General features: G+C 70.9%; 9 protein-coding genes. All 9 read right to left on the bottom strand.

Features of this window, described 5'->3' with window-relative positions:
- Positions 1 to 136 precede the first annotated feature (136 nt).
- Entirely contained in the window at positions 137 to 1342 is a 1206-nt protein-coding gene (locus tag ACFT32_RS14170) for a glycoside hydrolase family 64 protein (protein ID WP_382488756.1), read from the bottom strand.
- 176 nt (positions 1343 to 1518) lie between these two features.
- Positions 1519 to 8772, bottom strand: coding sequence for a MupA/Atu3671 family FMN-dependent luciferase-like monooxygenase (locus ACFT32_RS14165; RefSeq protein WP_382488917.1), 7254 nt, complete (start codon positions 8770 to 8772; stop codon positions 1519 to 1521).
- A 47-nt stretch (positions 8773 to 8819) separates the two neighbouring features.
- Positions 8820 to 12092 carry a type I polyketide synthase gene (locus ACFT32_RS14160; RefSeq protein ID WP_382488754.1) on the bottom strand — a complete coding sequence of 1091 codons (3273 nt, stop codon included), beginning with the start codon at positions 12090 to 12092 and terminating at the stop codon, positions 8820 to 8822.
- The gene (locus tag ACFT32_RS14155) at positions 12092 to 13354 is read right to left on the bottom strand and encodes an MFS transporter (protein WP_382488752.1); all 1263 of its coding nucleotides are present in this window, start codon (positions 13352 to 13354) and stop codon (positions 12092 to 12094) included. The genes ACFT32_RS14160 and ACFT32_RS14155 overlap by 1 nt, the downstream gene beginning before the upstream one ends.
- Positions 13355 to 13679: 325 nt before the next feature.
- The gene (locus ACFT32_RS14150; RefSeq protein ID WP_382488750.1) at positions 13680 to 15719 is read right to left on the bottom strand and encodes a S8 family serine peptidase; all 2040 of its coding nucleotides are present in this window, start codon (positions 15717 to 15719) and stop codon (positions 13680 to 13682) included.
- A gap of 42 nt (positions 15720 to 15761) precedes the next feature.
- Positions 15762 to 16706 carry an endonuclease/exonuclease/phosphatase family protein gene (locus tag ACFT32_RS14145; RefSeq protein ID WP_382488748.1) on the bottom strand — a complete coding sequence of 315 codons (945 nt, stop codon included), beginning with the start codon at positions 16704 to 16706 and terminating at the stop codon, positions 15762 to 15764.
- Positions 16707 to 16949: 243 nt separating this feature from the next.
- Positions 16950 to 19112, bottom strand: coding sequence for a glycoside hydrolase family 127 protein (locus tag ACFT32_RS14140; RefSeq protein WP_382488746.1), 2163 nt, complete (start codon positions 19110 to 19112; stop codon positions 16950 to 16952).
- A 22-nt stretch (positions 19113 to 19134) separates the two neighbouring features.
- Positions 19135 to 23352: an Ig-like domain-containing protein gene (locus ACFT32_RS14135; RefSeq protein ID WP_382488744.1), complete on the bottom strand. Its 4218-nt coding sequence runs from the start codon at positions 23350 to 23352 to the stop codon at positions 19135 to 19137.
- Positions 23307 to 25241 (bottom strand): glycoside hydrolase family 127 protein, encoded by a 1935-nt coding sequence (locus ACFT32_RS14130; RefSeq protein WP_382488742.1) that lies wholly within the window; start codon positions 25239 to 25241, stop codon positions 23307 to 23309. Before ACFT32_RS14130 ends, ACFT32_RS14135 begins: the two co-directional genes overlap by 46 nt.
- Positions 25242 to 25289: the final 48 nt, after the last annotated feature.

Genomic DNA, 25289 nt, shown 5'->3' with positions numbered 1-25289 from the left:
CAGACCCTCCTGTTACGGGAGGGCCTGCAGTCACCGCGTGGTGTCAATGAGGCTCACGTAAACCGAAGTTCATCTACACCAAGGAACAGTAAAGTTGTATTTGATTTTCAGAACTGCTGAACCGTCAACTTTCCTGTCAGTTGAACGGGTCGAGGGTGAGATAGGCCTGGCGCGGGCTGCCGTCGTGTACGAGTGATTCATGATGGCCCACGTCGTCGAAGGCGAAGGCGTAGGCCTTGCCGTCGACCGTCTGCGCGTGGATCTTGCGCGCGTAGTGGTTGGTGACGTTGTCCTTGTAGAAGGCGTCGGCGCCGGAGTCCGGCTGGTTGGGGTTGACCAGCAGCGTGGAGCGGTTGAAGCCGGCGCACAGGGTGCGTGAGATCGGGCCTCGGACCAGGTCGTTCGGCGCGTCCAGTTTCCTGTGACAGCCGAAGATCGAGGAAGCGTCCGGCTTCTCGAAGCGGGTGACAGTGGCGCCGGCGCTGTTGGTGAAGTTCATGACGCCGCCGGAGACCCGGCCGTAGTACTTGGTGCCGGGCTGGTCGGCGAACGGCGTGACCGTCAGGGTCGAGGTGGAGTACTTCTGCCAGACGCGGTTGATGTAGTCGTCCATGACGGTGGCGGGCAGTGCGCCGGTCTCCAGTCCGTACAACGGGGACAGGGCGCGCAGCACGGCGCCGTCGGACCGGGTCTGGATCAGGTTGGCCCAGCCTCCGGGCTGCCCCCTGAGGGCGTTGAAGAAGCCGTTGTATCCGCCGGGCTTGAGCCGGCCGGTGCTCGCGGTGGATCCGTCGGCTCGCTGCACTCCTACCGCGTAGGGCGCAGAGAACATGTCGACCTGTGTGCTGTTGATCCACAGGCCCGAGTCGTTGAGTGTGTACTCCGACCAGTTGAACAGGATGTTCCGGTTGGGGTCGGCCGGGTTCTGCACGGCGGGCTGGACCAGGCCTCCGGTGGTCAGCTTGAACACGAGTTTCTGGCCGTAGGAGAAGTACACGCGGCCGGAGAACTTCGGCATGCGGATCGTCTTCGACTGGCCCGCGGCCGGGCCCGGGATCGATGCGTCGGGGGCGGGGGTCGGCGGGTTTCCGCCCGCCGGCCAGGGGTGGAAGGTGCCGCCCGCGTCGGCCCAGCCCTGCCGTCCGGTCGACAGTTCCGTACCGAGGTTGTAGATGTACACCTGCTCGCCGCGGGCCGAGTTGTTGGTGATCTTCAGCGGGATCGTCGCCGGGACGGCGGCGTGGGCCGGCTCGGCGGCTCCGGTTGCGAGCAGTGAGCCGCAGAGGACCGTCGCGAGGGACAGTCCGACGGCCGTGGCCCGGCGCCTGAGGGTCCGTAACATGCTCTTTCTCCGTTCGACAGGGGGCCGATGCGGGAAGCTTTGAGAGCGCTCTCAGAGCGTGGCGTGTTGGTACGGACCTGTCAATGAGTCGGGCCGAATGGTCTGCTCCCCTGTGGTCGGGGTCGACGGGGTGGTCCGTGTCGCCGCCCCGGGGGAGGCGGCGACACGGACCGGGGTCAGTCCCCGAGCGCTGTGCCGGTCTCGTCGCGCAGGAGGGCGACGTAGTCACGGGTCCAGCCCTCGATCGTGGTGCGGTCCCAGAGGTCTGCCGAGTACTCGACGAATCCCTGGAGCCGGTCCCCGGCCGGGACGAGGCCGAAGGTGAGTTCCGTGCGGGACGCCGCGGGCGCGAGATCCTCGATCGCCGTGGTCAGCCCGGGCAGTTCGATCTCGGCGTCCAGGGAGCTCTGGTAGGCGAAGCCGACGTCCAGCCGGTCCGGCACGGCCACGCCCGTACGCTCCTGCAACGCGGGGGCGATCAGGCGGACCGGCATGGCCCGGTCCATGCACTCCACCGCCGTGCGGGCGATGCGGTCCGTCAGGCCGGCGAAGGAACCGGTGGCTCCGTCGCGCACAGGCAGCGCGAAGCCGGTGATCGTGCAGGCCAGCAGGGATTCGAACGCGCGGCGTTCCCGGTTGGCGTAGGAGATGTTGAACACGACGTCGCTCTGCCCGGACTTCCGCGCGAGCAGCCGGCCCAGGGCCGCCGCCGTGACCACGAAGGGCGTCGTGCCCCGCTGCCGCGCCAACCGCTCCACGGCGGTCCGCACCTCGGCCGGCACGGTGAACATCACGGCGCCGCCCCGGCCGCTCGCCTTCTCGGGCCGGGGCCGGTCCAGGGGCAGGTCGACGTTGAACGGCACTCCGTCGAGTTCGCGCAGCCAGAACCGCAGCTTGCGTTCATCGGCGGCCTTGTCCGTCTGGCCCTGCTGCCAGTGGGCGTACTCCGCCGGCTGGCATTCCACGGGAGGCAGGGTGTGGGGTTCGCCCCGCACGGCGGCGCCGTAGAGCGCGGCCAGTTCCTTCAGCAGCAGGCTGACGGACCATCCGTCGCAGGCGGAGTGGTGCAGGACGAGGAGCAGGACCCAGGTGCTCTCGCCGGTGCGCAGGAGGCGCACGGCCATCGGCGTGTCGTGGGCGGGGTCGATCGGTGTCTCGGTGGCCTCCGTGGCGGCCGTGTCCAGGGCTGTCTGCCGCTCCCCGGCGGGCCGTGCGGTGAGGTCCTCGACCGGCAGTTCCACGACGCCGGGCCGGAGCACCTGCTGCTCCCAGCCGTCCCCGCTGGGGGCCAGACGGGTCCGCAGTCCCTCATGGCGCTCGACGAGGCCGGTCAGGGCGGTGCGCAGGGCCGCCACGTCCAGGTCTCCGGAGAGGGTGATCCGCAGGGCGACGTTGAAGACCTGGGGCAGGAGGTGTTCGGCGTGCACCTTGGCGAAACGGGACTGCTGAGCGGTGGCGGGTGCCCGGCGTATCACCGAGCCAGGCCCTTCGTCGGGTTCGGATTCCGATACCGGCGGCATCTCGCCCGCTGTCAGGGCCAGTTGGGTTGTCATGGCCCGCAGCGTCGGCTCCTGGTAGAAGCTCAGCATCGGGTAGTCGGTGCCGAACTCCTCACGGACCTGGTTGACCAGTCGCATCGCGGTGATCGAGTGGCCGCCCAGGTCGAAGAAGGAGGTGTCGGCCGCGATGGCGTCCGCGTCGATGCCGAACTCGTCCGCCCACAGCCGCCGTACGCGCCGCTCGACGTCCGTGCGGTGACCGGCCTCCGGGGCATCGCCGACGGTGGTGCCCGGCCTGGAACTCGGGGGCGTGGTGACGAGGTCGGGCGCCGGCAGCGCGGTTCGGTCCAGCTTGCCGTTGCCCGTCAGGGGAAGGGCCGGCAGGACCCGCCAGGCACGCGGTACCAGGTACTCCGGCAGCCGGGCCGCCAGTTCCTCGGCCACGAGGTCGGCGAACGCCTGCCGGTCGTCGGCCGCCGTGCCGACCGGGTCGGCGGGGACGGCGTAGGCCGCCAGGTAGGCCTCACCGCGGTCGTTGCGGCGGGCCAGGACAGCCGCCTCGCGCACGCCGTCCAGGGCGTTGAGCACACGGGAGACCTCTTCCGGCTCGACCCGGAAGCCGCGGATCTTCACCTGGTCGTCGGCCCGGCCGCAGAACTCCAGCGTCCCGTCGCCCCTCCAGCGAACCAGGTCGCCGGTGCGGTACCGGCGGGCGTCCGGGCCGCCGTGGGGGTCCGGCAGGAAGCGCTCCCCCGTGAGTTCGGCGCGGTGCAGATAGCCGAGGGCCACACCGGGGCCGCCGACGTACAACTCCCCCGCCGTGCCGACGGGCACCGGGGCGCCGGACGCGTCGAGCACGCTCAGCGTCACGTTGTCGACCGGGCGCCCGAGCGCGATCGCGGCGTCGGGGTCCTCGCCCTGTGCGGGCACGGTGTGCGTGGTGCACAGCACGGTGACCTCGGTGGGCCCGTACACGTTCACGGTCTCGTACGGCGCCTCGGGCCGCGGCCTGGTGCGCAGCACATCGCCGCCGAGCAGCAGGTGACGCAGAGGCGGCTGGTCGGCCGGGGGCAGACGGAGCACTTGTTCGCCGAGGGCGGTGGGCAGGATCGAGAAGGTGATGCCCTGCTCGGCGTACCACCGGGCCAGGGACCGCGGATCCCTGCGCAGTTCCTCGTCGGCGATGACGATCGACGCTCCCGCGGTCAGCGCCGGCCAGATCTCCAGGAGCGAGGCGTCGAAGCTCTGGCTGCACACGACGGCACCGCGGTCGGCCTGGGTGAAGGCGAAGCGGCGGTGCTGCCACTCGCAGAGGTCGACGACGCCTCGGTGTGCCACCACGACGCCCTTGGGCGTGCCGGTGCTGCCCGAGGTGTAGAGGACGCAGCACGGGGACCGGTCGCCGGGGGTCGACTGGCCGTCTTGCGGGGCTGACGCGGTGGCGTCCGGCGGTACGACGGTCACGTGCCCGGGCAGCTTCAGGGCCGCCGCCTCCTCGCTCGTGGAGACCAGCGTCCGGGCCCCGCACTCGGCGATGACCTGTTCGGCGCGCGCCCGGCCGAGGGAGGGGTCGAGCGGGACGTAGGCGCGGCCCGTCTTCAGCACGGCGAGCATGGCGACGACGAGGTCGGCGGAGCGCGGCAGCCACAGGGCCACCGTCCCCGCCTCGTCGGCGCCCGTCGTGTGCCGCGCTCGCAGGGCGGAGGCCAGCTGCTCGGCGCGGTCGTCCAGTTCGCGGTAGGTCAGTCGGGAGGTTCCGCTGACCACCGCCGTGTTGTTCGGCTGGGCGGCCGCCTGCCGGGCGAAGAGGGCGTGGACGGTGGTGTCCCCCGACGGGCGGGACGGGCCGTGCTGCCAGGACCGTGGTACGGGGTCGCCTTCGGCCGCCGTGCCGACGGCAGTGGCGGCGAGCTGGGACAGAGGTGCCTCGGGGGTGTCGACCGCGGCCGTCAGCAGGTCCTGGAAGGTGGCGAAGAACCGGTCGACGGTGCGCTGGTCGAACAGGTCGGTGTTGTACTCCAGATGGCAACGGATGCCGTGCGGCTGGTCGGTGAAGTAGACGGTGAGGTCCGTGAGGGACTTGTCCGGGCCGGCGTCCAGGGGGGTGGCCTCGATGCCGGGCAGGTCGAAGCGGAACGGTTCGGCGCGCTGGAACTCCGCGAAGGCCTGGAACACCGGGGTCCGGTCGACCGCCCTGGCCGGGGCGAGCTCGCGCACCACCGTCTCGAAGGGCACCCGCGCGTGGTCGTACGCGTCGAGGGCGACCGTGCGCACACGCTCCAGCAGCGCGGAGAACGCGGGGTCTCCGGACAGGTCGAGGCGGAGCGCGAGGGTGTTCACGAAGAAGCCGAGCAGGTGCTCGGCCCGCTCGGGACGGTCCGAGATCGGGGTGCCGACCACGATGTCCGTCTGTCCGGTGATCCGGTGCAGCATCGTCGCGTATCCGGCGAGCAGGGTCATGAACAGGGTGCTGCGGCGGGTGCGGCTCAACTCGCGCAGACGGCGGGAGAGTTCCGGGTCGAGGGTGTGGAAGACCGCCCGGCCGTTGGAGGTCATCGTCGCGGGGCGCGGCCGGTCGGTCGGCAGGGCGAGGACGGGAAGCTCGCCGCCGAGGGTGCGGCGCCAGTGGGCCAGGTCCTCCTCGGCCTCGGGGCTGTTCGCGGCCGCCGCCAGTTCCCGGGCGTGGTCGGCGTAGCTCCAGGTGAGGCCCGGGAGGTCGGGTGTGGTGCCCTCGCCTGCGGCCCGGTAGAGGGCGGACAGGTCGCGGGCGAGGACGGTGGCGGAAGCGGCGTCGACCACGATGTGGTGCAGAGAGAGCACGAGGACGTGTTCCGTCTCGGCGAGCCTGACCAGCCGGGTGACGAACAGCGGGCCGTCCGCCAGGTCGAAGCGGCGCGCGCTCTCGGCCGCGAGGACGTCCTGGAGCGCGCCGTCCACGATCTCGAAGTCGGGCTCGGCGGACGCCCGCACGAACTGCTGGGGCTCCCCATCGGTTTCGAGGAAGAAGGTACGCAGCCCCTGGTGACGGTCGACGAGTCCGCGCAGTGCCGCCTGCAGGGCCGTTACGTCGAGTGGGCCGTCGAGACGGATCGCCTTGACCTCGTTGTAGGCGGTACGCCCCGGAAGCAGCCGCTCCAGGAACCAGATCCGTTCCTGCCCGGGCGACAACGGGGCGCCGCAGGGGGCGGAGGGAACCGGTTCCCGGTAGCGGCGACGCAGGTCGTCCAGGTGCGGCAGACCCCCGCGCAGCGCGTCCTCCGCGACGCCGAAGTCGACGAGGGCGACGATCTCATCGGCGCCGGCCGCGGTCACCGCGTCCACCACCGGCCGCACGCTGTCCGCCGTGCCGATCAGGGCGCGCTGGTCGCAGTAGCGGCCGTAGGCACGGCGGAACACGGCGTCCAGGTCGTCCTCGCTCAGCTGGGCCAGGTCGATGCTGTGCCCGAGGCTGTTGGTGACACCGCTGAACACGGACAGGGACGCGCGCATATAGCGGGACAGCGGTTCGTACGCCTCGGTCCGCGCGGTGTCGTGGTCGTCGGCGAGGTAGGTGTGCAGCAGGACGGCCACGCGCCCGGCGTCCGGGTCCAGGCCGTGCGAGGCCCGGGTGCGCCGGTAGAGGGCGATGTTGTCCCGGAGCTGTTCGACGGTCTGGGTCATCAGGTTGGTGACGATGCCCAGGTCGTGGCGGGCGGCGAGTTCGTACGAGGCGGGGTTGCCGACCACCGCGGTGTACATGGGCGGGGCGTCCTGCACCGGCCGGGGGAAGAGCCGCACCTCGGCCTGGCCGTCCCCGCTGGTCCGCTGCAGGGCGTCGCCGCGCCAGAACTTCCGTACCTCTTGCAGCTGTTCGTACATCAGCTCCTTGTGCCGGCCGAATCGGTCGGGGAAGAAGACGAAGTCGTTGGCGCTCCAGCCGCTGGCGACACCGATGCCGACGCGCCCTCCGGAGAGGTTGTCGACCATCGACCACTCCTCGGCGACCCGGATGGGGTCGTGGAGGGGTAGGACGACCGAGCCGGCGTTGAGCCGGATGCGTTCGGTCTCGCGGGACAGCGCGGCGGCGAGCACGGCCGGGTTGGGGAAGAGGCCGCCGAAGGAGTGGAAGTGCCGTTCGGGCATCCACAGCGAGTGAAAGCCGTGCCGGTCGGCGAACCGGGCGACGTCCATGAGGAGTTCGTACTGGCCCTGGCGAGGCGCCGACGTGTCCTGTGGGTAGTCGCCGAAGAAGTAGACGCTGAAGTCGGGTGTGCGCGGGACGGCTTCCCGCGTGGGAGCCGTGCGGGGTGCGGCTTCCCGCGCGGGTTCCGTGCGAGGCGCGGTGACCGCCGCGGTGTTCCAGGCCATGGAGGCCACAGGGGCGGCTGTGGGTGCGGGAGTGGCCGGTGCCGGTCTAGGCGGTTCTGCCTTGGGCGGTGCTGCCGTCGGCGGTGCCGTCTTCGGCGCCACGGGCCGCGTCCCCGGGAAGAAGCCCGCCGACCGCAGTTCGCGCAACGAGTCCCGTACGGCGTCGGCGATGAACTCGATGTCGCCGTCCGAGTGGGCGGTGGACAGGAAGAAGTTGCGCCACTCCCACACGTGCACGCCGCGCAGCATCAGGTGGTGGTAGAGCAGCTCCATGTCGGCGCGGTGCTCGAAGCGGAACTGGGAGCCGAAGTGGCTCATCCGCAGCGGGTACTCCTCGGCCTCGAAGAAGCCGTTCAGCGTCGCGGCCAGTTCGGCGGTCCGCGCGTTGAGGCGCTCCTGGAGGTGCGGGCTGTGCTCCTTGAGGTGGGTCAGTACGGCGCGGGCGGCGACCATCGACACCGGGTGCTGGATGTACGTACCGCCGAAGAAGGTGGTGTCGGCGGGCGGGTAGCTGTCGTCGCCGTAGGACCAGTGGCCGCCGTCGACGCCGTCCATGATGTCGGCGCGGCCTGCGATGGCGCCGATGGGGAAGCCGCCGCCGAGGAGCTTGCCGTAGGTGGCGAGGTCCGGGGTCACGCCGTACAGCTCCTGCGCGCCGCGAGGGGCGGGGCGGAAGCCGGTCAGCATCTCGTCGAAGAGCAGCACGATGCCGTGGCGGCGGGTCAGCTCCCTCAGCCTGCGCACGAACTCGGCCGGCTGGAGCTCGGGGTGTCGGCTCTGCACCGGCTCCACGACGACCGCGGCGATGTCGCCGGCGTTCCGGGCGATCGTCTCCAGGGCGGCGTCGCTGCCGTAGTCGAGGACCAGCAGATCGGAGACGGCGGCCTGCGGGATGCCCCGGGAGACGGGCACGGTGATCTGGTCGGTGCCGCTGTGCGAGGACCGGCCCAGGACGTTGTCGGCGTGGCCGTGGTAGGCGCCCAGGAACGAGACGATCTTGTCGCGGCCGGTGGCTGCGCGGGCGAGGCGGATGGCCGCCGAGTTCGCCTCCGTACCGGAGTTGGCGAAGGCGACCCGCTCCAGCCCGGTGAGGTCGGCGAGGAGTTCCGCCGCCTCGCCGGTCTCGATGGTGCGGGGGCCGAGTTGGATGCCCCGGGACAGGTGCTCGCGGACGGCCTCGGTGACGAAGTCGGGCTCGTGGCCGAAGAGCAGGACGCCGAAGCCCATGGTGATGTCGACGTACTCGTTGCCGTCGACGTCCTCGAGCCGTGCCCCGCTCGCCCGGCGGCCGGCGATGGGGTACAGCATCTCCTTCGTGCCGCTGCGGAAGCCGACGACCGCACGGCTGTCGGCCAGGACACGGCGGTAGCGCTGGGCGATCCGCTTCGAGGTCGGCGTTCTGGCGGTGTAGCGGCGTACGAGGTCGGTCAGGTGCTCCTGCTGGGTGTGCGGCGAGACGTCCTGGACCATGCCGGAGGATTTCGCGACCGTCACTCGGGGCCCGTGGGTCCGTGGCGGCTGCGGGGCTTCCGGCGCGGGGGTTTCGCCCATCTGCTCGGCGATGCGCCGCGACAGTTCGGTCATCGCGGCCAGGTCCTGGTCCAGCGCCGCGGAGATGCCGTTCAGCCCGGTCACTTGGCCACCTTGCCGTTGAGCCGGTCCGTCACCGAGGCGGTCTGGAGGGCGAGCAGCTGGGAGAGCTGGGACATCATCTGGAGCTGTATCCGGGACATCTGCTGGATCTTGTGGGCGAGGTCCTCCAGCTCCTCGCGGGTCGCGTACTCGGGAGCGGAGGCCATAGCGGCGGGGGCGGGCTCCGGAGTCGGTGCCTGTGCGACGGGCTCCGGAGCGGGTACCGGTGCGACGGGCTGCGCCGGCTCGGCCCTCGGCGCCGGGGATCCGGTCGGCGCTGTCCCGGTCGTGTCCGGTATCTGGGCGACGATGAACTCCGCCAGCCGACGCGGCGTGCCCGTCTCCTCCAGCAGCTGTCTCATCGTCACCTTGACGTGATGCGCCTGCTCCAGCTCCCGCAGCACACTGATCATCTGCAGCGAGTCGGCGCCGAGGTCGAAGAAGTTCGCGTCGCCGACGATCGCCGACGGATCCGCTCCGAGGTGCCGGGCGGTCGCCTCGACGATGCTCTGGAGTACCCGTGCGACCGCTGCCTCTTGCTGCACCACGTCGGTTCCCTTTCTCGCTGCTGATCTCGTACTCAGGGGCGTCGACCGGTGCCCCATCCAGTGGTTCCTGTGCTGGAATCGGTATCCGGGCAGCGGCACGCGTCTGCCACCGCTGCCCGCCAGGAGCACGTCCCAGCCGAGGTTCGCTCCGGCGCAGTGCAGTCCCGCCGCCGCACCCCAGAGGGCGCCGAGTCCGGTGCCGCGCCGCAGGGACGGCAGCGCCGGTACGTCGGGCAGGGCCCGGCGGGCCAGACCGCTGAGGGTGGTGTGCGGCCCTATCTCGAGCAGGACGCCGGGCGACTCGGTGCCGATGCCGCGCAACGCCTTGTCGTAGCGGACGGGTTCGCGGGTATGGCGGATGAGGTGGTCCGTGTCGGGGATCCAGCCGGGCGGGCGGGTCGTACCGTCCAGGGCGCTCACGAAGGGGATGCGCACCGGACGGAAGTCCACGTCGCCGAGGACCTTCTCGAACTCGGCCAGCATCGGTTCCATCAAGGCGGTGTGGAAGGCGCGGGTCACCGGCAGCCGCCGGCCCGGTGTGCCGCATTCGTCCAGCAGCGCGCAGGCCCGGTCGACGGCGGCGACGGGCCCGGCGAGCACCTGGAGGCGTTCTCCGTTGGCCACGGCCGGCTCCAGTCCGGGGACCTCGGCGGCCAGGGCGAGGGCGGCGGCCCGGTCGATCGGTGCCGCGACCATCGCGCCCGGCGCGCAGCGCTGCCGCATCAGCCGGCCTCGTTCGGTGGTGAGGCGCAGCCCGTCCTCCAGGGACAGGGCTCCGGCCGTGTACAGCGCGGCGTACTCCCCGACGCTGTGCCCGGTCACGGCGTACGGTTCGACGCCGGCGTCGCGCCACAGCCGGACGAGGGCGCACTGCAGGGCGAAGAGCGCGGGCTGCGCGGTGTCCGTCTCCCCGAGCGGCCCCTCCCCCGGTACGTCCGCCGGGTCCGCCGTGCGCAGTGTGTCGAGCAGGGAGTCGCCGGTGAGGCCGCGGTAGTGCTGCTCGCAGGTGTCGAGCACCTGGCGTACGGCGGGGAAACGCGCGTAGAGCGCGTCGGCCATGCCCGGATATTGGCTGCCCTGCCCGGTGAACTGGAACGCCACGCGTGGGGTGCCTTCCCCGGATGCCGTCCCCGTGGTGACCGTCGCCGGGGCGGTTCCGGTCAGCCAGGAGTCGAGTGCCTCTGCGAGGGCTGCCGGGGTGGAGCCCCGGACCGCGAGTCGGTGACGGCCGTGGACCCGGCCCAGGGCGGCGGTGGTGACGAGGTCGGCCGGGTGCGGTGCGGGCGGCCGGCGTAACCGGTCCCGGAAGGCGCGGGCGTTGTCCGCGAGCGCCTCCCGGCTGCTCCCCGAGACCAGCAGCACATCAGGCGGCGCGGTGTCGCCGGTCCGGGGCGCCGGCTCGGGGGCCTGTTCCAGGATCAGATGGACGTTGGTGCCGCCCACGCCGAGTGAGGTGAGGCCCGCGCGGCGGGGGACGTCGCTCTTCGGCCAGGGCCGGGCGGTCCGGGGGATGTAGAAGGGGCTGTGGTCGAGGTCGATGAGGGGGTTGGGCTCGCTGAAGTTCGCCATCGGCGGGATGACACCGTGGCGCAGGACCAGCAGGGCCTTGACGAGGCCGGCCAGTCCGGAGGCGGCGTCGAGGTGGCCGATGTTGGCCTTGGTCGAGCCCAGGGCGCAGTAGCCGTCGCGGTCGGTGTCCTCGCGGTAGGCGCCGGCCGCGCCGTCGAACTCGATGGGGTCGCCCTTGAGCGTGCCGGTGCCGTGGGTCTCCAGGTAGCCGATGGTGTCGGCGCCGACGCCTGCGCGTCGCAGGGCCTGGCGGATGGCCGCGCGCTGGCCCTGGGCGCTGGGGGCGGTGAAGGCCTTCTTGTCGGCGCCGTCGTTGCCGATGCCCCAGCCGCGGACGACGCCGTGAATGGTGTCGCCGTCGGCCTCCGCCCGCGCCAGCCGCTTCAGGACGACGGCCAGGACGCCCGTGCCTCCGACGGTGCCGTCGGCGCCGGCGTCGAAGGCCCGCAGACGGCCGGATCGGGACAGGATCGAGCCCTTGACGTAGCGGTAGCCCAGGACCTGCGGCACGTGGACGGCGGTGGCGCCGACGAGGGCGATGTCGCAGTCCCCCATGAGCAGCGACTGCGCGGCCGACTGCAGGCCGACCAGGGAACTGGAGCAGCCCGTCTGGACGTTGACGGCGGGGCCGGTCAGGCCCAGCCGGTAGGCGACCCGGGTGGCGGTGAAGTCGGCGTAGTTGCCGACCGTGACCTGCATACCCGAGGTCCAGTCGGGCACCGGCCCGTTGGGCAGGACGTTGTTGAGCAGGTAGTTCTGCATTGTGTAGAGGTGGTAGCCGGTGCTGGCCCAGACGCCGGCGCGGGTGCCCTCCCGTTCGTCCGGGTAGCCGGCGTTCTCCAGGGCGTGCTGGGCGCATTCCAGGAACATGCGGTGCTGCGGGTCGGTGAGCTGGGCCTCGCGGGGGCTCATCGCGAAGTGCTGGGCGTCGAAGCCGGCGATGTCGTCGAGGAGCCCGGACGCGCCGACGAAGTCCTCCGCCTCGTACTCCTCGGCGGGCACACCGGCGGCGGCGAGTTCCTCGTCGGTGAAGCGGGTGACGCAGTCCGTGCCGTCCCGGATGATCCGCCAGAAGTCCTCGGGCGTGTCGGCGCCGGGGAGCCGGAAGGCCATGCCGACGACGGCCATCCGCGGGTCGGGCTCGCTGGTGCTCATCAGCCGCGTCCCTCCGTCACCGTCGGCTGGTCACGGCCTGCCGTTTCCTCCGCGGGCGGGTCGGGTGCTCTCCTGCCCCGGCGCAGAAGCCAGCCGAGCAGGATCAGGCACAGGACGATCGCGAGGCCGTGGAAGGCGCCCACCACCTGCAGCGGCGAGAAGGCCTCCAGGAGGGCGCCGCTGACGAGCATGCCGAGCCCGAACCCGAAGTTCTCCACCGAGGCGGTGAGCCCGAAGAGGCGGCCGCGCTGCTCGTCGGGGGCGGTCTGCAGCCTCGACACATAGACGATCTCGGTGAACCCGTCGGCGGCTCCGGCGACGAGCGCCGCGATGACGGCGGGCACGGTCGGCAGCCCGCTGAAGACCACGATGAAACCGGCCGACATCACAACGGCGCCGAGCGCGAAGGCCCGCTCCCCCGGTGTCTGTCCGGACTTCTTGGTGACCCGGCCGATCACCTGCTGGGCGACGATGTTGCCGATGGCCCAGGTGGCCCAGAACTGGCTGATGAACGTGGCCGGATGGTCGGGGTCCAGACTGCTGGAGTAGATGGGGAGGGCGACGTTGTGGGACGAGGAGCCCAGCCCGTCGACCGCCCGGATGGCGACCATCGCCATGAGTACCGGTGCGGTGCCCAGCAGCATCCGGGCCGTCCAGCGCGCGGCGGCGGAGTCCTTCGCGGAGCCGGCGCCCGCGGGGCCGGTGGCCGACCTGGTGCGGACGGGCAGCAGGAACAGCATGGTCGCGGAGACCAGGAAGGTCGCGGCGTCCAGCGCGAACGCCGCGGAGTAGCCGAATTGCGCCACGACCACGCCCGATGAGGCGAAGCCGGCGATCATGGCGAGCGAACGCCCGGTCACGAGCAGCCCGTTGGCCCGGACCCGGTGCTCCGCACCGACGATCTCGGGGATGCTGCTGCGCAGGGCCACCTGGGAGAGCGTGGAGCAGCCGCCCGTGACCACGGCCAGGACGTACAGCAGTCCGGGGCGTATCCCGTCGGGGGCGAGCAGCAGCGACAGCAGGGCCACGGCCTGGCACAGGTCGGCGCCGACCATCAGGCGCTTGCGGTCGTAGGCCGAGACGAGCCGGCCGCTCACCCAGCCCGACACGACACTGGTCGCCAGGCGTACGGCCATGAAGAGGCCGGCCGCCAGCGCGCTGCCGGTGGCGTCGTAGACGAAGACATTCAGCGCCACCATGTTCAGATAGCTGCCGTACGCCGAGATGCCGTTGCCCAGAACGAGCAGACGGAAGTACCTCATGCACCTTCCTCAGGTCTGCATCAAGGGGTGTGAAGGGTGTGAGACCGGGATCGCCTGGCCCGCACGCTCAGTGGCGGTGCGGGATCCAGGCGGACGGAAGGGGCCGGTGAGGTCGCCCGTCGTATGGCGTGTTCATGCCCCGATGCCGGCCCAGCACAGAAACCATTCCCCCCAATACGCCACCGGATGGCGGCCATTGAGTCGACACCCAAGCAGACCCGGACAGGCGTGTTCAAGACTCGGAAGTGGTCCAGACGACTTCCGGTCCGGATTTGGCGATTTCGAAGCGCTCGCGGCAGGCGCACATGTCAGCGCCGACGGACCGTCAGAAGATGTGCCACGCGAAGGCGTAGGGCTGCGGGAAGCGGGTGATGCGGTGGGCGCGGACGACGACCGTGACCTCTCCGGCGGGAATGTCGTCCCACTGGACCTGTTCGACGTTGTTGGTGCGGTCGAACCCGGCGGACGTGCCCATGTTCCCGTGGCGCTCACGGCCGTCGGCGGTTCGGACGACGAGGTCGAGGTCGTTCTGCAGGGCCGCGCCGGGAGGGTCCGTCCAGACCAGGGTGACCTTGAACGTCGGCTCCGGGCCGCCGTCCCGTTCCGGGATCTCCATGCGCAGCAGTTCCTGTTCGCCCTGGTCCAGCGGGCCGCCCTCGTGGAAGCCCGAACGCCGGCCGTCTCCGGGGAGGACCACCGAACGGGAGAGGTCGACACGGCCGAAGCCGGAGTCGTTGTTGGGCGACGGGCCCGCCTCCGACGGGATGTACTGGCCCGGGAGTTCGACAGCGCCGTTGATCAGCATGGCTTTGACGAGTGCCGCGCTCGGCCGGGGGGTGCCGTTCCTCACCAGGGTCTCGCGCAGGACCGCCACACAGCCGGCGACCAGGGGCGCGGCCATGCTCGTGCCGCTCAGGAAGTGGAATCTCGGGTCCGCGGAGGCGCCGAAGGGGTCACCGGGGAGGCTCGCCGCGGCACGTGACAGCGCGGAGAGAATCGAGGTGCCGGGGCCGACGACGTCCGGCTTGATCCGGCCTTCCCGGGTCGGCCCGCGGTTGCTGAAGGCGGCCATTCCGTCCGGGTCGTCCGCCTGCCGGTCGTCGCGGAGCGGATTGACGGGAAAGTCCTGGCTCCAGAGTTGGCCGTAGGTGGAGCTGATTCCCGGGCGGCCGCTCTCGCTGGCCCCGATGGTGATGCAGTTCTTGGCCGCCCCCTCCGATCCGACGTCCCCCAGGTTGACGCGGCCGTCACGGTCCCGGTCGTTGCCGTCGTTGCCTGCCGCGAAGCAGATCACGAGGTCCTCGTTGTTCCAGACCATGTCGTCGATCTCGCGAGCGCTCCTGTCGTACGGCCGTCCCGGCACGGTGGAGCCCCAGGAGTCGGTGTGCACGCGCGCGCCGTCGTCGTCGTAGGGAGGTGTGAAGAGGTCGCGCAGGTCATCGGGGATTCCGCCGAGCTGCCCGTGACGGTCCATGAGCGACTGCAGCACCAGGGTGGCCCGGGGCGCGGTGCCCTGGACGGCTCCGCCCATCGCGGCGGACGTGCCGTTGCCGAGCACGGAGCCCGCGACGTGGGTGCCGTGCCCGTCGGGGTCGTCCGCCCGGGTGGGTCGGCCGAGGGCGTACAGACGGGCGACCCGGCCCGTGAACGCGCTGTGCACATTGGTGGTGGAGCCCAGGTCGAAGCCGGAATCGGCCACGGCCACGACCTGCCCCGCGCCTTGTTGCGGGGTGCCGTCCACGACCACGTCGGCGTGCAGGATCGGCCGGGCGACACTGTTGTACAGACTCCGCTCGGGGACCTCTTCGACCTGCCGCACCTCGTCCACCGCTGTGAGCGCGGCCAGGGAGTCCTCCGGCACCTCCACACGCAGTTTGTCGCGGGCCGGACGCACGTCGTCGGGGCTGAGCCCGGCCGCTGCCGCGATCCGCTGCCGCACCTCATGCGCGCTCGGGTCGACATCGTCATGGAAGGCGATGTCGACGGTGCGCGTCCCCGGCGCCAGCGCCTCGGCGGGTGCCCGAAGGAGCGAGATGTCCGGCCGCAGGCCTTCCCCGCGCAGCGATGGAGCGATCTTGAAGCCTTCGAGATACACATCCGCCCAGGTCACGAACGGCAGGTCGCGGACCGCGTCCAGGTCGGACGGCTGGTACCCGCACAGGTAGGTGTTCTCCGGCACGTACTCATGGATCACCGCGCCCAGCTGCGCCAGTTGGGCCTTCTCCTCGGCGGAGAGCACGTGGTCGGTCTGGACGAGCAGGTAGTTGGACCGGGAGGCGTCCTCGGCGATCAGGGATGCGTCAGCCAACTCGTTTCGCTGGGCCAGCGGGTCGACCGTCACCCCGTTGATGGTGATGCGGGCCATGCTTGCGCTCCGTGTTCCGTGAGCTCCGTCTTTCGGGAGGCTTCAGACGAGGGTGAAATCCATGACGAGGGGACAGTGGTCGGACGCCTTGGGCTTGTCGGTGCCGACGCCCGGGAACCGCGGCCCGGGGTAGCGGTCCGCTCGCAGCGGCAGGCCCTTGCGGAGGATTTCGGGCACCGACTCCGCGGACGCCGCGGCGAGGGACGCCGAGGGGAGCAGGTAGTCGAGTTGCCGGTACTCGTTGCCGCCCCGGAAGAAGTGGGTCCACTGGTCGGCCTCGGGACGGCGGGACACCACGTTCTCGAGTTGGTCCCAGGCGACGAGGCCGTCGATGCCGGAGCCGCCGTCCGGCCCGAGGTAGTCGTTGAGGTCACCGAGGACGACGAACGGATGGTCGCCGGGAGAGGCGGATCCGAAGCGCCCGGTGACGAGCTCCTTCACCTTCTCGGCCTGGCGCTGCCTCTTGTCCCGGGTCTGGGGGCGCCCACCCATCATGGACTTGAAGTGGTTGACGAAGAGCGTCACGGTCGTGCTCTTCGATTCGCTCTCCCGCACCTCGACATCGACTTCGAGACAGTCCCGCGAGAACAGGGACGCGGTCGGACTCCCGGGGTCCATCAGGTGCTGGTGAGAGCGGATGCGGGTGATGGGCAGCTTGGACAGCACGGCGACGTCGATGAGGCGTGGATCGTTGCCGTCCACCCCCGCGACATAGGGGTACTCGGCGCGCCCGCCGAGGGCCTGTGACCGGAAGTGCTTCAGGGTGTCGACGTTCTCGACCTCCTGGAGAGCGAGCACGTCCGCGTGGATCTCACGCACCGCCGCTGATGTGATGGCCTTGTCGTCGACGCCCAGCTCCTCGAACTGGGTCTGGTCGACGACCCAGCCGCGGGTGTTCGCGGCAGCGGGGTTGACACCGTCTTTGAACCGCCATCGGGCGAAGAGGTTTTCGACGTTGAAGGTCGCCAAACGCAATGTCGTGGACATAGGCCCTCCCACGACCGGATCGCAGCTCCGGCACCGCCGGGGCCATGCGGAGGGAATACCCGTGCGAGGGCCGGCGGCATCCGTTGTGCCGTCCGTCAGCCCCGGTCCACGGGCAAGCCCGCGGTCATATGACCAGTGTCCGCCTGACCTGGGGCCGCGGCAACGTGAGGCTCCTTCCGTCAGCTCCCCCGTCTGACCGAGATACCGAAGGACGACGCCCGATGCTGCGGCCCTGCCCGGCGTTCAGCGGCGCAGATCCGCCTCGTTCGCGGTCGCGATGACGCGGTCGCGTTCGGTGCGGGAGAGCAGGTTTTCGGACAGCCAGCGGTCCGCGAGGGTGCGTACGGCGCGCACGAACTGGGCGGAGGTCAGGAACGGGGCCTGTTGCCACAGGGCGTCGAGGAACGTCTGGCCGTCCGGGCGGGCTCGGTTGGGGACGCCCGAGTCGGCTGTGCCGAACACGATGACGGGTTCGGAGCGCTTGAAGTAGGCGTGGTAGGGGGCGTCGTTGCCCAGATGGAAGGGGGCGAGGGTGAGGTTGTGGGTGGTGAAGTGCAGCGGGCGGGAGGCGGGTTTGATCGCGTCGGCCAGGTCACCGCGGAGCGTGAAGTCCTTGTAGAAGGAGAAGGTGCGGAATTGCTGCTCCGCGCTTTGGGCTGTCAGGAGGAGCGGGCCGTAGAAGAGTGACTGGACGGCCGGGTCGTCCAGGGCTCGTTCGATGTGCAGGCGGTAGGGCGTCGAGACGCGGATGCGGTCGCCCGGGCGCCAGTTTCTGTTCAGGGTGAGGTAGGTGCCGGGTGCGGCCCGGCCCTCTTGCGGGGTTCCGTTGACCGTGACCGTGACGCCTGTCGTGGCCCAGGACGGGATGCGGAGTCTGACGGCGAGTCTGCCGCCGCCCTCGCGGAAGGTCAGGGTGCGTACGCCCTCGGCCGGGTAGTCGCTCGTCTGCTCGATGACGAGACCGCGCTCCGGCCAGCGCAGCGTGGAGGCCAGGTACAGGTTGACGGACAGGGTGTTGCCGTCGGCGGAGCGGAAGTAGACGGAGTCCTGGTACTTGGTGTGGTTCTCCATGCCGGTGCCGCCGCAGCAGGTGCCGGTGTTGCCGTATCCGCGTCGTACGCCCGGGCCCATGCCGACGAAGTAGGTGACCTCGGGGCTGTCGGTGCTGGGGGTGTCTCTGCGGGAGGCGAGGATGTGGTTGGTCAGGCCCCGTTCGTAGTAGTCCATGTAGGCGGGGTCCGGCTCGTGGAAGAAGAGCTGCCGGCTCAGTTTGAGCATGTTGTACGTGGCACAGGTCTCGGCGTTCTTGTCGTCGAGGGTCGCCGCGATGGCGCCGCGGGTGCGGAACATCTCGCCCTGGCCGGTGCCGCCCAGGGCGTAGGTGCGGGAGCCCTCGACCATGCCCCAGAAGTTGCGGGCCGCGGCGGCGTAGGTCTCCTCGCCCGTGTGGTCGAACAGGCGGAGGTAGCCGGTGAACTGCGGGATGTGCTGGTTGGCGTGCTTGCCTTCCAGGACGTCACGGTTCTCCGCACAGGCGTTGAGCAGCGTGGTGTTGTCGAAGCAGCGGGCGGCGGCGAGGTGTTCCGGCCAGCCGGTGAGGGCGTAGAGGTCGGTCATGACCTCGTTCATGCCGCCGTACTCGCCGGCGATGTAGATCGACCACATGCGTTCCAGCTGCGCCTTCGGCAGCCGGCCCAGGCGGCTGTGCACCCAGTCGCCCATCTTCGCGGCGATGGTGAGCGCCTGCGGGTTGCCGGCCAGGGTGTGTGCGTCCAGGAGGCCGCGCATGATCTTGTGACAGGTGTAGTACGGCGCCCAGATGGTGGGGTACGTGGTGTAGCTCTCCAGGAGGATGAAATGGGTCTCCGGGTAGGCCGCCAGGTAGCCGGGGTGGCTGGGTTTCGGATTGCCGTGTTCGGCGAGGGCCTGCCGGCACTCGCCGAGGGCCGTGATCAGGTAGTCGAGCTTGGACTTGAGGGCGGCCTCGCGGGTGTCGGCGTACGCCTGCGCGATGAGGCTGAGGAAGTGGCCGCCGTAGTGGCCGCGCAGATTGCCGTCGGCGGTTTCCCAGCCGCCCGGCGGCCGTGCGCCGCGCGTGTCCAGTCCGGCGTTCGCGCGGAAGACGGCCAGGATGCGGTCGGCCGGGTAGGCGCGGGCGTAGTCGAGCATCAGGTCGCGCTTGGCCCGGAAGACGCCCCCGCCGAGGGTGACCTGGTCCAGGCCGAAAGGCCGCACCGCCCAGGTCGGCTGGGCGGGCAGCGCTCGCGCGGTGACCCCGGCTGCCTCGGCAGTGGAGCCTGCGGTGGCGGCTTGGGCCGTCGGGCCGGAGGTGATGAGCGGGGTCGCTGTGGCCGCGGCGCCGGCGGTCAGGCTCAGCACGCGGCGTCGGGAGGGTGGCTGGAACATGACGCGCTCCGATCGTCGTCGGTCATCGGCGGGCAGGAGAGGTCCCACCCGGGTCGCGCGGGGGTGTCACGGTGATCGTGGCCGTGGCGCGGTGGGAGGTGTCCGGCACGGTTCCCCTGACCTCGAAGGTGCCGGGCCCGGCGTACTGGTCCGGGTCCATCGGGACCCAGGTGACCTGTGTCCGGCTGTCCCTGGAGCCGTCGTTGTAGGTGGCGACCACCGTGGCGGGGAGCGTGGGGGCCCTGCCGGGGCGGGTGGTGGCGCGTTCCTCCGCGATGCTGGTGATCTCGACGGCGTCGGTGTGCCGTACCCATACGGTGGCGGTGACCGGCTGGGCGGTTCGGTCGGCGAGGCCGGTGATCGTGACGCTGGTGCCGCCCTCGGCGACCTGGTCCTCGGTCAGGGCCGGCCAGGCCACGGGTGAGCGCGCCGTGGAGCCGTCGGCGTATACGAGCGTGACCTGTTCGGGCAGGTCGGGGACGGTGCCGCGGAGGGTGGGGATGTGGGTCTCGCGTACCGACTCCGGTGCCTCGGCGTAGACCTTCCATTCCTGTACGCCGAGGGCGAGATTCGGGTGCCCGGTGAGCTTCGCGCGCAGTGCTGTGGTGGTGACCGGGCTGAACGTCGTCCGGTTGTAGCGGTTCTCTGCGGTGCCGTAGCCGCTGGGCGCGGGGACCTCGCGCCAGGTGTCGCCGTCGCGGTATTCGATGACCCAGGAGGCCGGAACTCCCACGCCGTCGGCCGCGCCCGGCTGCGCGTCGCGGAATAGGTACAGGTCGGAGCCGTCCACACGGACCGGGTCCTCCCAGTTGTACTGGATCCACTGGGTGTCCTTCCGGGGCCAGCTGCCCCAGCGCGGGGCGTCGGACGACGATGCCGGTTCGCGGCCGTCGTTGATCGCGGCCACCGACTCCCAGCCGGAGGTGTAGGACGCCGTGGGGGTCGCGGACGGTGCCAGGTTCACCCGGCCGTCGCCGAGTTCCTCGACCTTCACGACGACCTGTTTCGACGATGTCAACGCGCTGTCGGTGGCGGTGAGTTCGAGGGTGTAGGTGCCTGCCTTGGTGAACCGGGCGACCGTGGTGGGGGCTCGGGGGTCGTCGAAGATGACCGTGCCGCCTTCAGGGCCGTCGGCCGTCTTCCAGGAGGCGGAGAGTTCCCGCTTCGGCAGCCCGTCGTCCTCGGTGATGCCGGTGAGTCCGACCTGGCCCGGCCGGGTGTACGTCGGGTCCCGCCAGGCCTCGACGTAGGGAGGCCGGTTGCGGGCCGTCGGCGGGCGCGCGTCGGTGTCGAAGGCCTGGATCTCCTTGAGGCCGCTGGTGTGGCCGTCACGGTGGCGCATGAGCACGCGCAGCTTGCCCGTGGTCACCTCCTGGAAGCGCACCCGGTTGAGGTTGGCGCGCGGGTAGGCCGGTGACTTGGCCGGCCGGGCCACGTCCCTCCACCGGCCGCCCCGATCCTGGTACTGCACGGTGTAGAAGGCCGGTTCGGCGTAGCCGCCTTGCCGCTTGTCGCCGGCGAAGTGGAGCCGGACGTCGTCGACCGTGCGGGTGCGGCCGAAGTCGATCTCGTACCAGTCCTCGGTGTTCCCGGAGCCGCGGGCGCCCCAGGAGGGCTCGTTGACGGTGAAGCCGTCGACGGCACCGTCGACGCCCCGGCCCTCGGCCTCGTGGGAGGCACGGGCGGTGGCGCCGGCGGCGAGGTTCTTCCCGGCTGTGCCCGTGAGGTCCCGGCCGGCCTTGGCGAACAGGTCGGTGACGCGCTCCTTCGGGCCGTAGGTGACGTCCTGCGGCTCGGCGACATCCGTGCGCAGGCCGGTGGTCCTCGCCTTGGCTCCGCCGCCGTCGGGGAAGGTGACCTTGCGGGTCGTGGGGTCGTAGACGAGGTGGGTGAGGCGGTCGGCGGTGAAGGCGAGCTTGCCGTCGAGGTAGAGGGAGTACCCCTCGGGGACCCGCTTGCCGTACGGGCGTTTTCCGTCGCCCGGTTCGTCCCACAGGACGGCCGCGTCCGTGCCCCGGTAGTTGATGTCGGTGACCGCGAAGTGCGGCCAGTCGACGTCGATCGGCCACAGCTCGATCTTCCGGTCGTCGCGCGGCCTGAACCCCATCGCGTCCTCGATGACGGTCCAGTTGGTGGTGCCGAGGATGGTGTGGTGGATCCAGGAGCGGTAGCCGATCTTCTGCGGGTCGGCACTGCCGTCGGACCAGAATTCGTTCTGGTCGGGGTACCGGTTGTCGCCGTCGATGTAGTGGGCCCAGGCGTTCCAGGACAGCAGCTTCTTGTACCAGGTGCGGTCGATGTACTTGCTGGGGTACTTCCGCAGCACCGAGGAGAGGAAGCGGAAGGTGACGGTGGAGTTGATGACGGAGAAGTTGTTGCTCCCGGGGTGGCCCTGCTCCGCCGCCTCCGCCTTGTCGGCCTGGTTGGCCGTGAAGAACGGGAAGACGGGGTACTGCTTCGCGTCGGCCCACAGCCGCAGTGCCTCGAGGTACTGCGGGTCCTCCTCCGGTGTGGGCATCAGGCCCACGCTGTACGGGTAGTAGTTGTTGATCTCCTTCCACGGCACCAGGGTGTCGCCGGCGACGTGGCGGTGCTTGAGCAGTTTGTCCTTCGGGTCCCAGAGGTGGTCGAGGACCGCCTTCTTCACCCGGTTCGCCGTCCCGCGCATCTCGTCGGCCTTCGCCTTCTCGCCGAGCAGGTCGTAGGCGCGGGCAGCCGCCGTCGCGTTGCTGTAGACGTAGGCGGATTCGGCGCGGTCCAGGTTTCCGGGCTTCCAGTCGAAGGAGACCGCGTCGGCGTCGTTGCCGGTCATCGCGCCCCAGTCGTACTCGATCAGCCCGTTGCCGTCCTCGTCGTAGTTCTCGAGCTGGCCGCGGACGTCCTTCTCCGCGTACCGGGCGAGGTTGCGCACGATGCCGTCGGGGCCGCCGTGCACCTGGTAGGAGCGCCAGGCCGCCTCGGAGATGTACTGGGTGTAGCTGTTGGACCAGTTCTCCGGGTCGCCCGGGTTGTCGGTGTACTTGCCGTTCTTCGAGACCTCTCCGGCCGACACCCACGGGCCGTACGAGTAGCTCGGGTCGCGCAGGTACTTGAGGTCGTCGACGAACATGCCGACGGTGAGGGCGATGGCGTTGTTGTAGCCGAGCACGCCCTCCATTGAGGTGGGGAACTGGTAGTCGCTGCCCGGGATGTCGGCGTCGAGGTAGTTGTAGCGCAGCAGCCACCAGCGGTAGTACAGCGTCTTCTCGATGTTGTCGTCGGGGACGTCGAGGTAGGGCAGGTTCTCGGCCCACCAGCGGTTGTACGTCTGGACGTGCCGGCGGAAGGCGGTGGCCGGGGACGCGGTGCGCACGGAGTCGTACTCCGGGCGGGAGTCGGTGATCTCCTCGGTGACGAAGCCGAGTTGGACCTTGGTGGTGAGAGTGCGGCCTGCCGGCAGGGTCAGCGTGCGGGTCAGCGACTCGTCCTCGGCGGTGAAGCCGTCTCCGCTGAGGCGGGGGAAGACGGTCGTGAGGTTGTTCTTCGCGGGCACCGCGCCGGTGAGCTCCCGGCCCTCGGCGGTCGTCGTGTAGGGGGACGTGGCGCTCAGCGTCACCTCACGGCGCTCAGGGCCGGTGTTGGTGAGGGCCAGGTTGGTCACGGCGGCGTTCGCTTCGGTGATGAACTTGGTCTGTGTCACCTTCAGGCCGGTGGCCTCGTGGGTGAACTCGCTGCGCCAGTGGCTGGGGGTCTGGGTGCGGGCGCCGGTGTTCTCCCGCAGGGTGAGGTCCTCGCCGTCGACGTTCAGGGTGATGGTGTACGCGGACCGGTTGTCGATGCTCTCCCAGTAGGCGACCTTGCCGGCGAAGCCCAGCCGGGACGGTTCGTGTTCCTTCATGAACACGGCCCGTCCCCGGGTGAACAGCCAGTCCCCCGACGGGTCCTCGCCCTTGCGGGCCAGCATGCGGTCCATCCAGAAGTCGGTGCCGTCACCGGCTCTGCGGTCGGCCTCGTACTGGGCGCGCAGGGTGCGGTGGACGGTGAAGCCGGCCGGGAGCGTGGGGACGGGGTGGTCGGATCCGGTGTAGACCGGGTAGCCGATCGCCGTGTTGTCCGCCGCTGCCGGGCCGGTGGCGGCGAGCGGGGCCAGCAGGCCCAGGGCCAGCGCCCCGGCCAGGATGCCGCGGCGGTGTCGTCTTCGCTGTGCGGGCACGGCTACCTCTCGGTGGGCGTTGTCGGGGGCCGGGTCGTCGGCAGCCACACACGCATGGTCGAGGGGCCGCGGTTCGCCCAGGAGTGGTACGGGACGAGGGTGATGGCCTCGGGGCCGGTCGCGGGCGCGGTGGCTTCGTCGGCCGACCGGTACGGCCAGGCGGTGTCGTGCGGTTCGGCGAGTTCACCGGGCGCCAGGACCGTGTCGCCCGGCCCGTCCTCCGGTGCGGCGGACGGATCCACGCGGAGCGCGTCGACGTCGTGCCCGTCCGGCAGGTCGGTGGATTCGGCGCAGTACACGAGGGGTCCGCGCTGGACGGCCACCGTGCCGCGTGTCGCGTCGATGCGGGGGTCGGAGCGGATCCAGCGCGGGGTGACGGGCAGTTCGAGGCGTATCTCGTCGCCGGGCCGGAAGACCCTGGTGACCTGTGCCGTGCCGGGGGCTATAGTACGGCGGTTCCCGTCCGGGTCGACCAGCCAGGCGGTCTCCCCCGCCGTCCACGCGGGGACGCGCAGGGACAGGGTCCAGGGACGGGCCGGGGAGCGGCTGATCCGCAGGGCCACGGTCCCGCCGGACGGGTAGTCGGTACGCACCCGCAGCGCCACGCCCTGTCCGTCGGCCAGGGAGGTGGCGAGTTCCGCGTCGGCGTACTGGTGCAGTTGCAGGCCGTCGTCGTCCGCCGTGGCCAGGTAGGCGGGCAGCTGGGCGAGCGTGCGCGCCACGTTGGTCGGGCAGCAGGAGACGGCGAACCAGGGGGCGCGCAGGCCCGAGTCGGCGCGCGGGCTGACTCGGTCCGCCGGGGGCGCGGTGCCCCGGTGACGGCGGTGCAGGGTGTTGGCGTAGAAGAAGGACCGGCCGTCCTCGGACGGGGAGGCCGCGATCACGTTGAACAGGGTCCGCTCGGCCAGGTCCGCGAAACGCGGCTCGCCGGTGGCGAGCAGCAGCCGCCAGGCGAGCATCACGGAGGCGACCCCGGCGCAGGTCTCCGAGTAGGCACGGTCCGGGGGCAGCACGAAGTCGTCACCGAAGGACTCGTCGCGGTGGTGCGAGCCCATCCCGCCGGTCAGATAGGTCCGCCGGGCGACCGTCGCCTCCCACTGCCGTACGACGGCGGCGAGCAGCGCGTCGTCCCCGGTCTCCACCGCCACATCGACCGCGCCTGCCGCGAGATACAGGGCGCGCACGGCGTGGCCGCGCAGAGCCGTGGCCCGGCGGACGGGCAGGTCGTCCTGGAAGTAGGCACGGCCGAACTCGATGTCGGCGAGGGTGCCGTGGCCGCGCCGGCCGAGGAACAGCGCGGCCTGGTCGAGGTAGCGCTGCTCCCCCGTCAGCCTGGCGAATTCCACCAGCGCCGTCTCGATCTCGGGGTGCCCGCAGACGCCCTGGTTCCCGCCAGGTCCGAAGACGGCGCAGAGGTGATCGGCGGCCCGGCGGGCGATCTTCGTCAGCTCGCCCTCGCCCCGGGCGCGGGCCTGGGCCACACCCGCCTGGATGAGGTGCCCATGACAGTAGAGTTCGTGGCCCCATTCGAGGTCGCTGTAGCGGGGCTGCTGTCCGGGGTGGCCGAAGGCGGTGTTCAGGTAGCCGTCCGGGTGCTGGGCGGGGGCGATGACGTCGGTGAGCGCGGCGACGTCCCCGTCGTACGAAGCGCCCTCCCAGGACATGGCCTCGAGGAGCTTGTAGATCTCGGAGTCGGCGAACTCCCGGCCGTGCCGGTCGCTGTGCACCCGGCCCTCGGCGGCGGCCCGGAAGTTGCCGGTCCAGCCCTCGCGTTCCATCCAGTCGCGGCAGTGGCCGAGTGTCGCGGTCGCGTTGGTATGGCGGCGCCGGGCCCAGAAGCCGCCGGTGATCCGGACCTCGTCCAGGCCGAGCGGGCGCAGCCGGCCCCGGGTCGGCGCCACCGGCAGCACGAGCGAGCGTGCCGTGTTCTCCCTCACCAGTCCATGCCTTCGTCTACGTCCTTCCGGTTGTCCGTGGAATCGGTC

The sequence above is a fragment of the Streptomyces sp. NPDC057002 genome, assembly GCF_042673825.1.
Classification (GTDB): domain Bacteria; phylum Actinomycetota; class Actinomycetes; order Streptomycetales; family Streptomycetaceae; genus Streptomyces.
Note: the sequence above shows the minus strand (reverse complement) of the source record. Positions and strands in the feature narration are given on the sequence as shown.

Excerpts from the sequence above, each read along its gene's own strand:
- ACFT32_RS14170 (WP_382488756.1), bottom strand. The coding sequence starts at position 1,342 with ATGTTACGGACCCTCAGGCGCCGGGCCACGGCCGTCGGACTGTCCCTC.
- ACFT32_RS14165 (WP_382488917.1), bottom strand. The coding sequence starts at position 8,772 with ATGACCGAACTGTCGCGGCGCATCGCCGAGCAGATGGGCGAAACCCCC.
- ACFT32_RS14160 (WP_382488754.1), bottom strand. The coding sequence starts at position 12,092 with ATGAGCACCAGCGAGCCCGACCCGCGGATGGCCGTCGTCGGCATGGCC.
- ACFT32_RS14155 (WP_382488752.1), bottom strand. The coding sequence starts at position 13,354 with ATGAGGTACTTCCGTCTGCTCGTTCTGGGCAACGGCATCTCGGCGTAC.
- ACFT32_RS14150 (WP_382488750.1), bottom strand. The coding sequence starts at position 15,719 with ATGGCCCGCATCACCATCAACGGGGTGACGGTCGACCCGCTGGCCCAG.
- ACFT32_RS14145 (WP_382488748.1), bottom strand. The coding sequence starts at position 16,706 with ATGTCCACGACATTGCGTTTGGCGACCTTCAACGTCGAAAACCTCTTC.
- ACFT32_RS14140 (WP_382488746.1), bottom strand. The coding sequence starts at position 19,112 with ATGTTCCAGCCACCCTCCCGACGCCGCGTGCTGAGCCTGACCGCCGGC.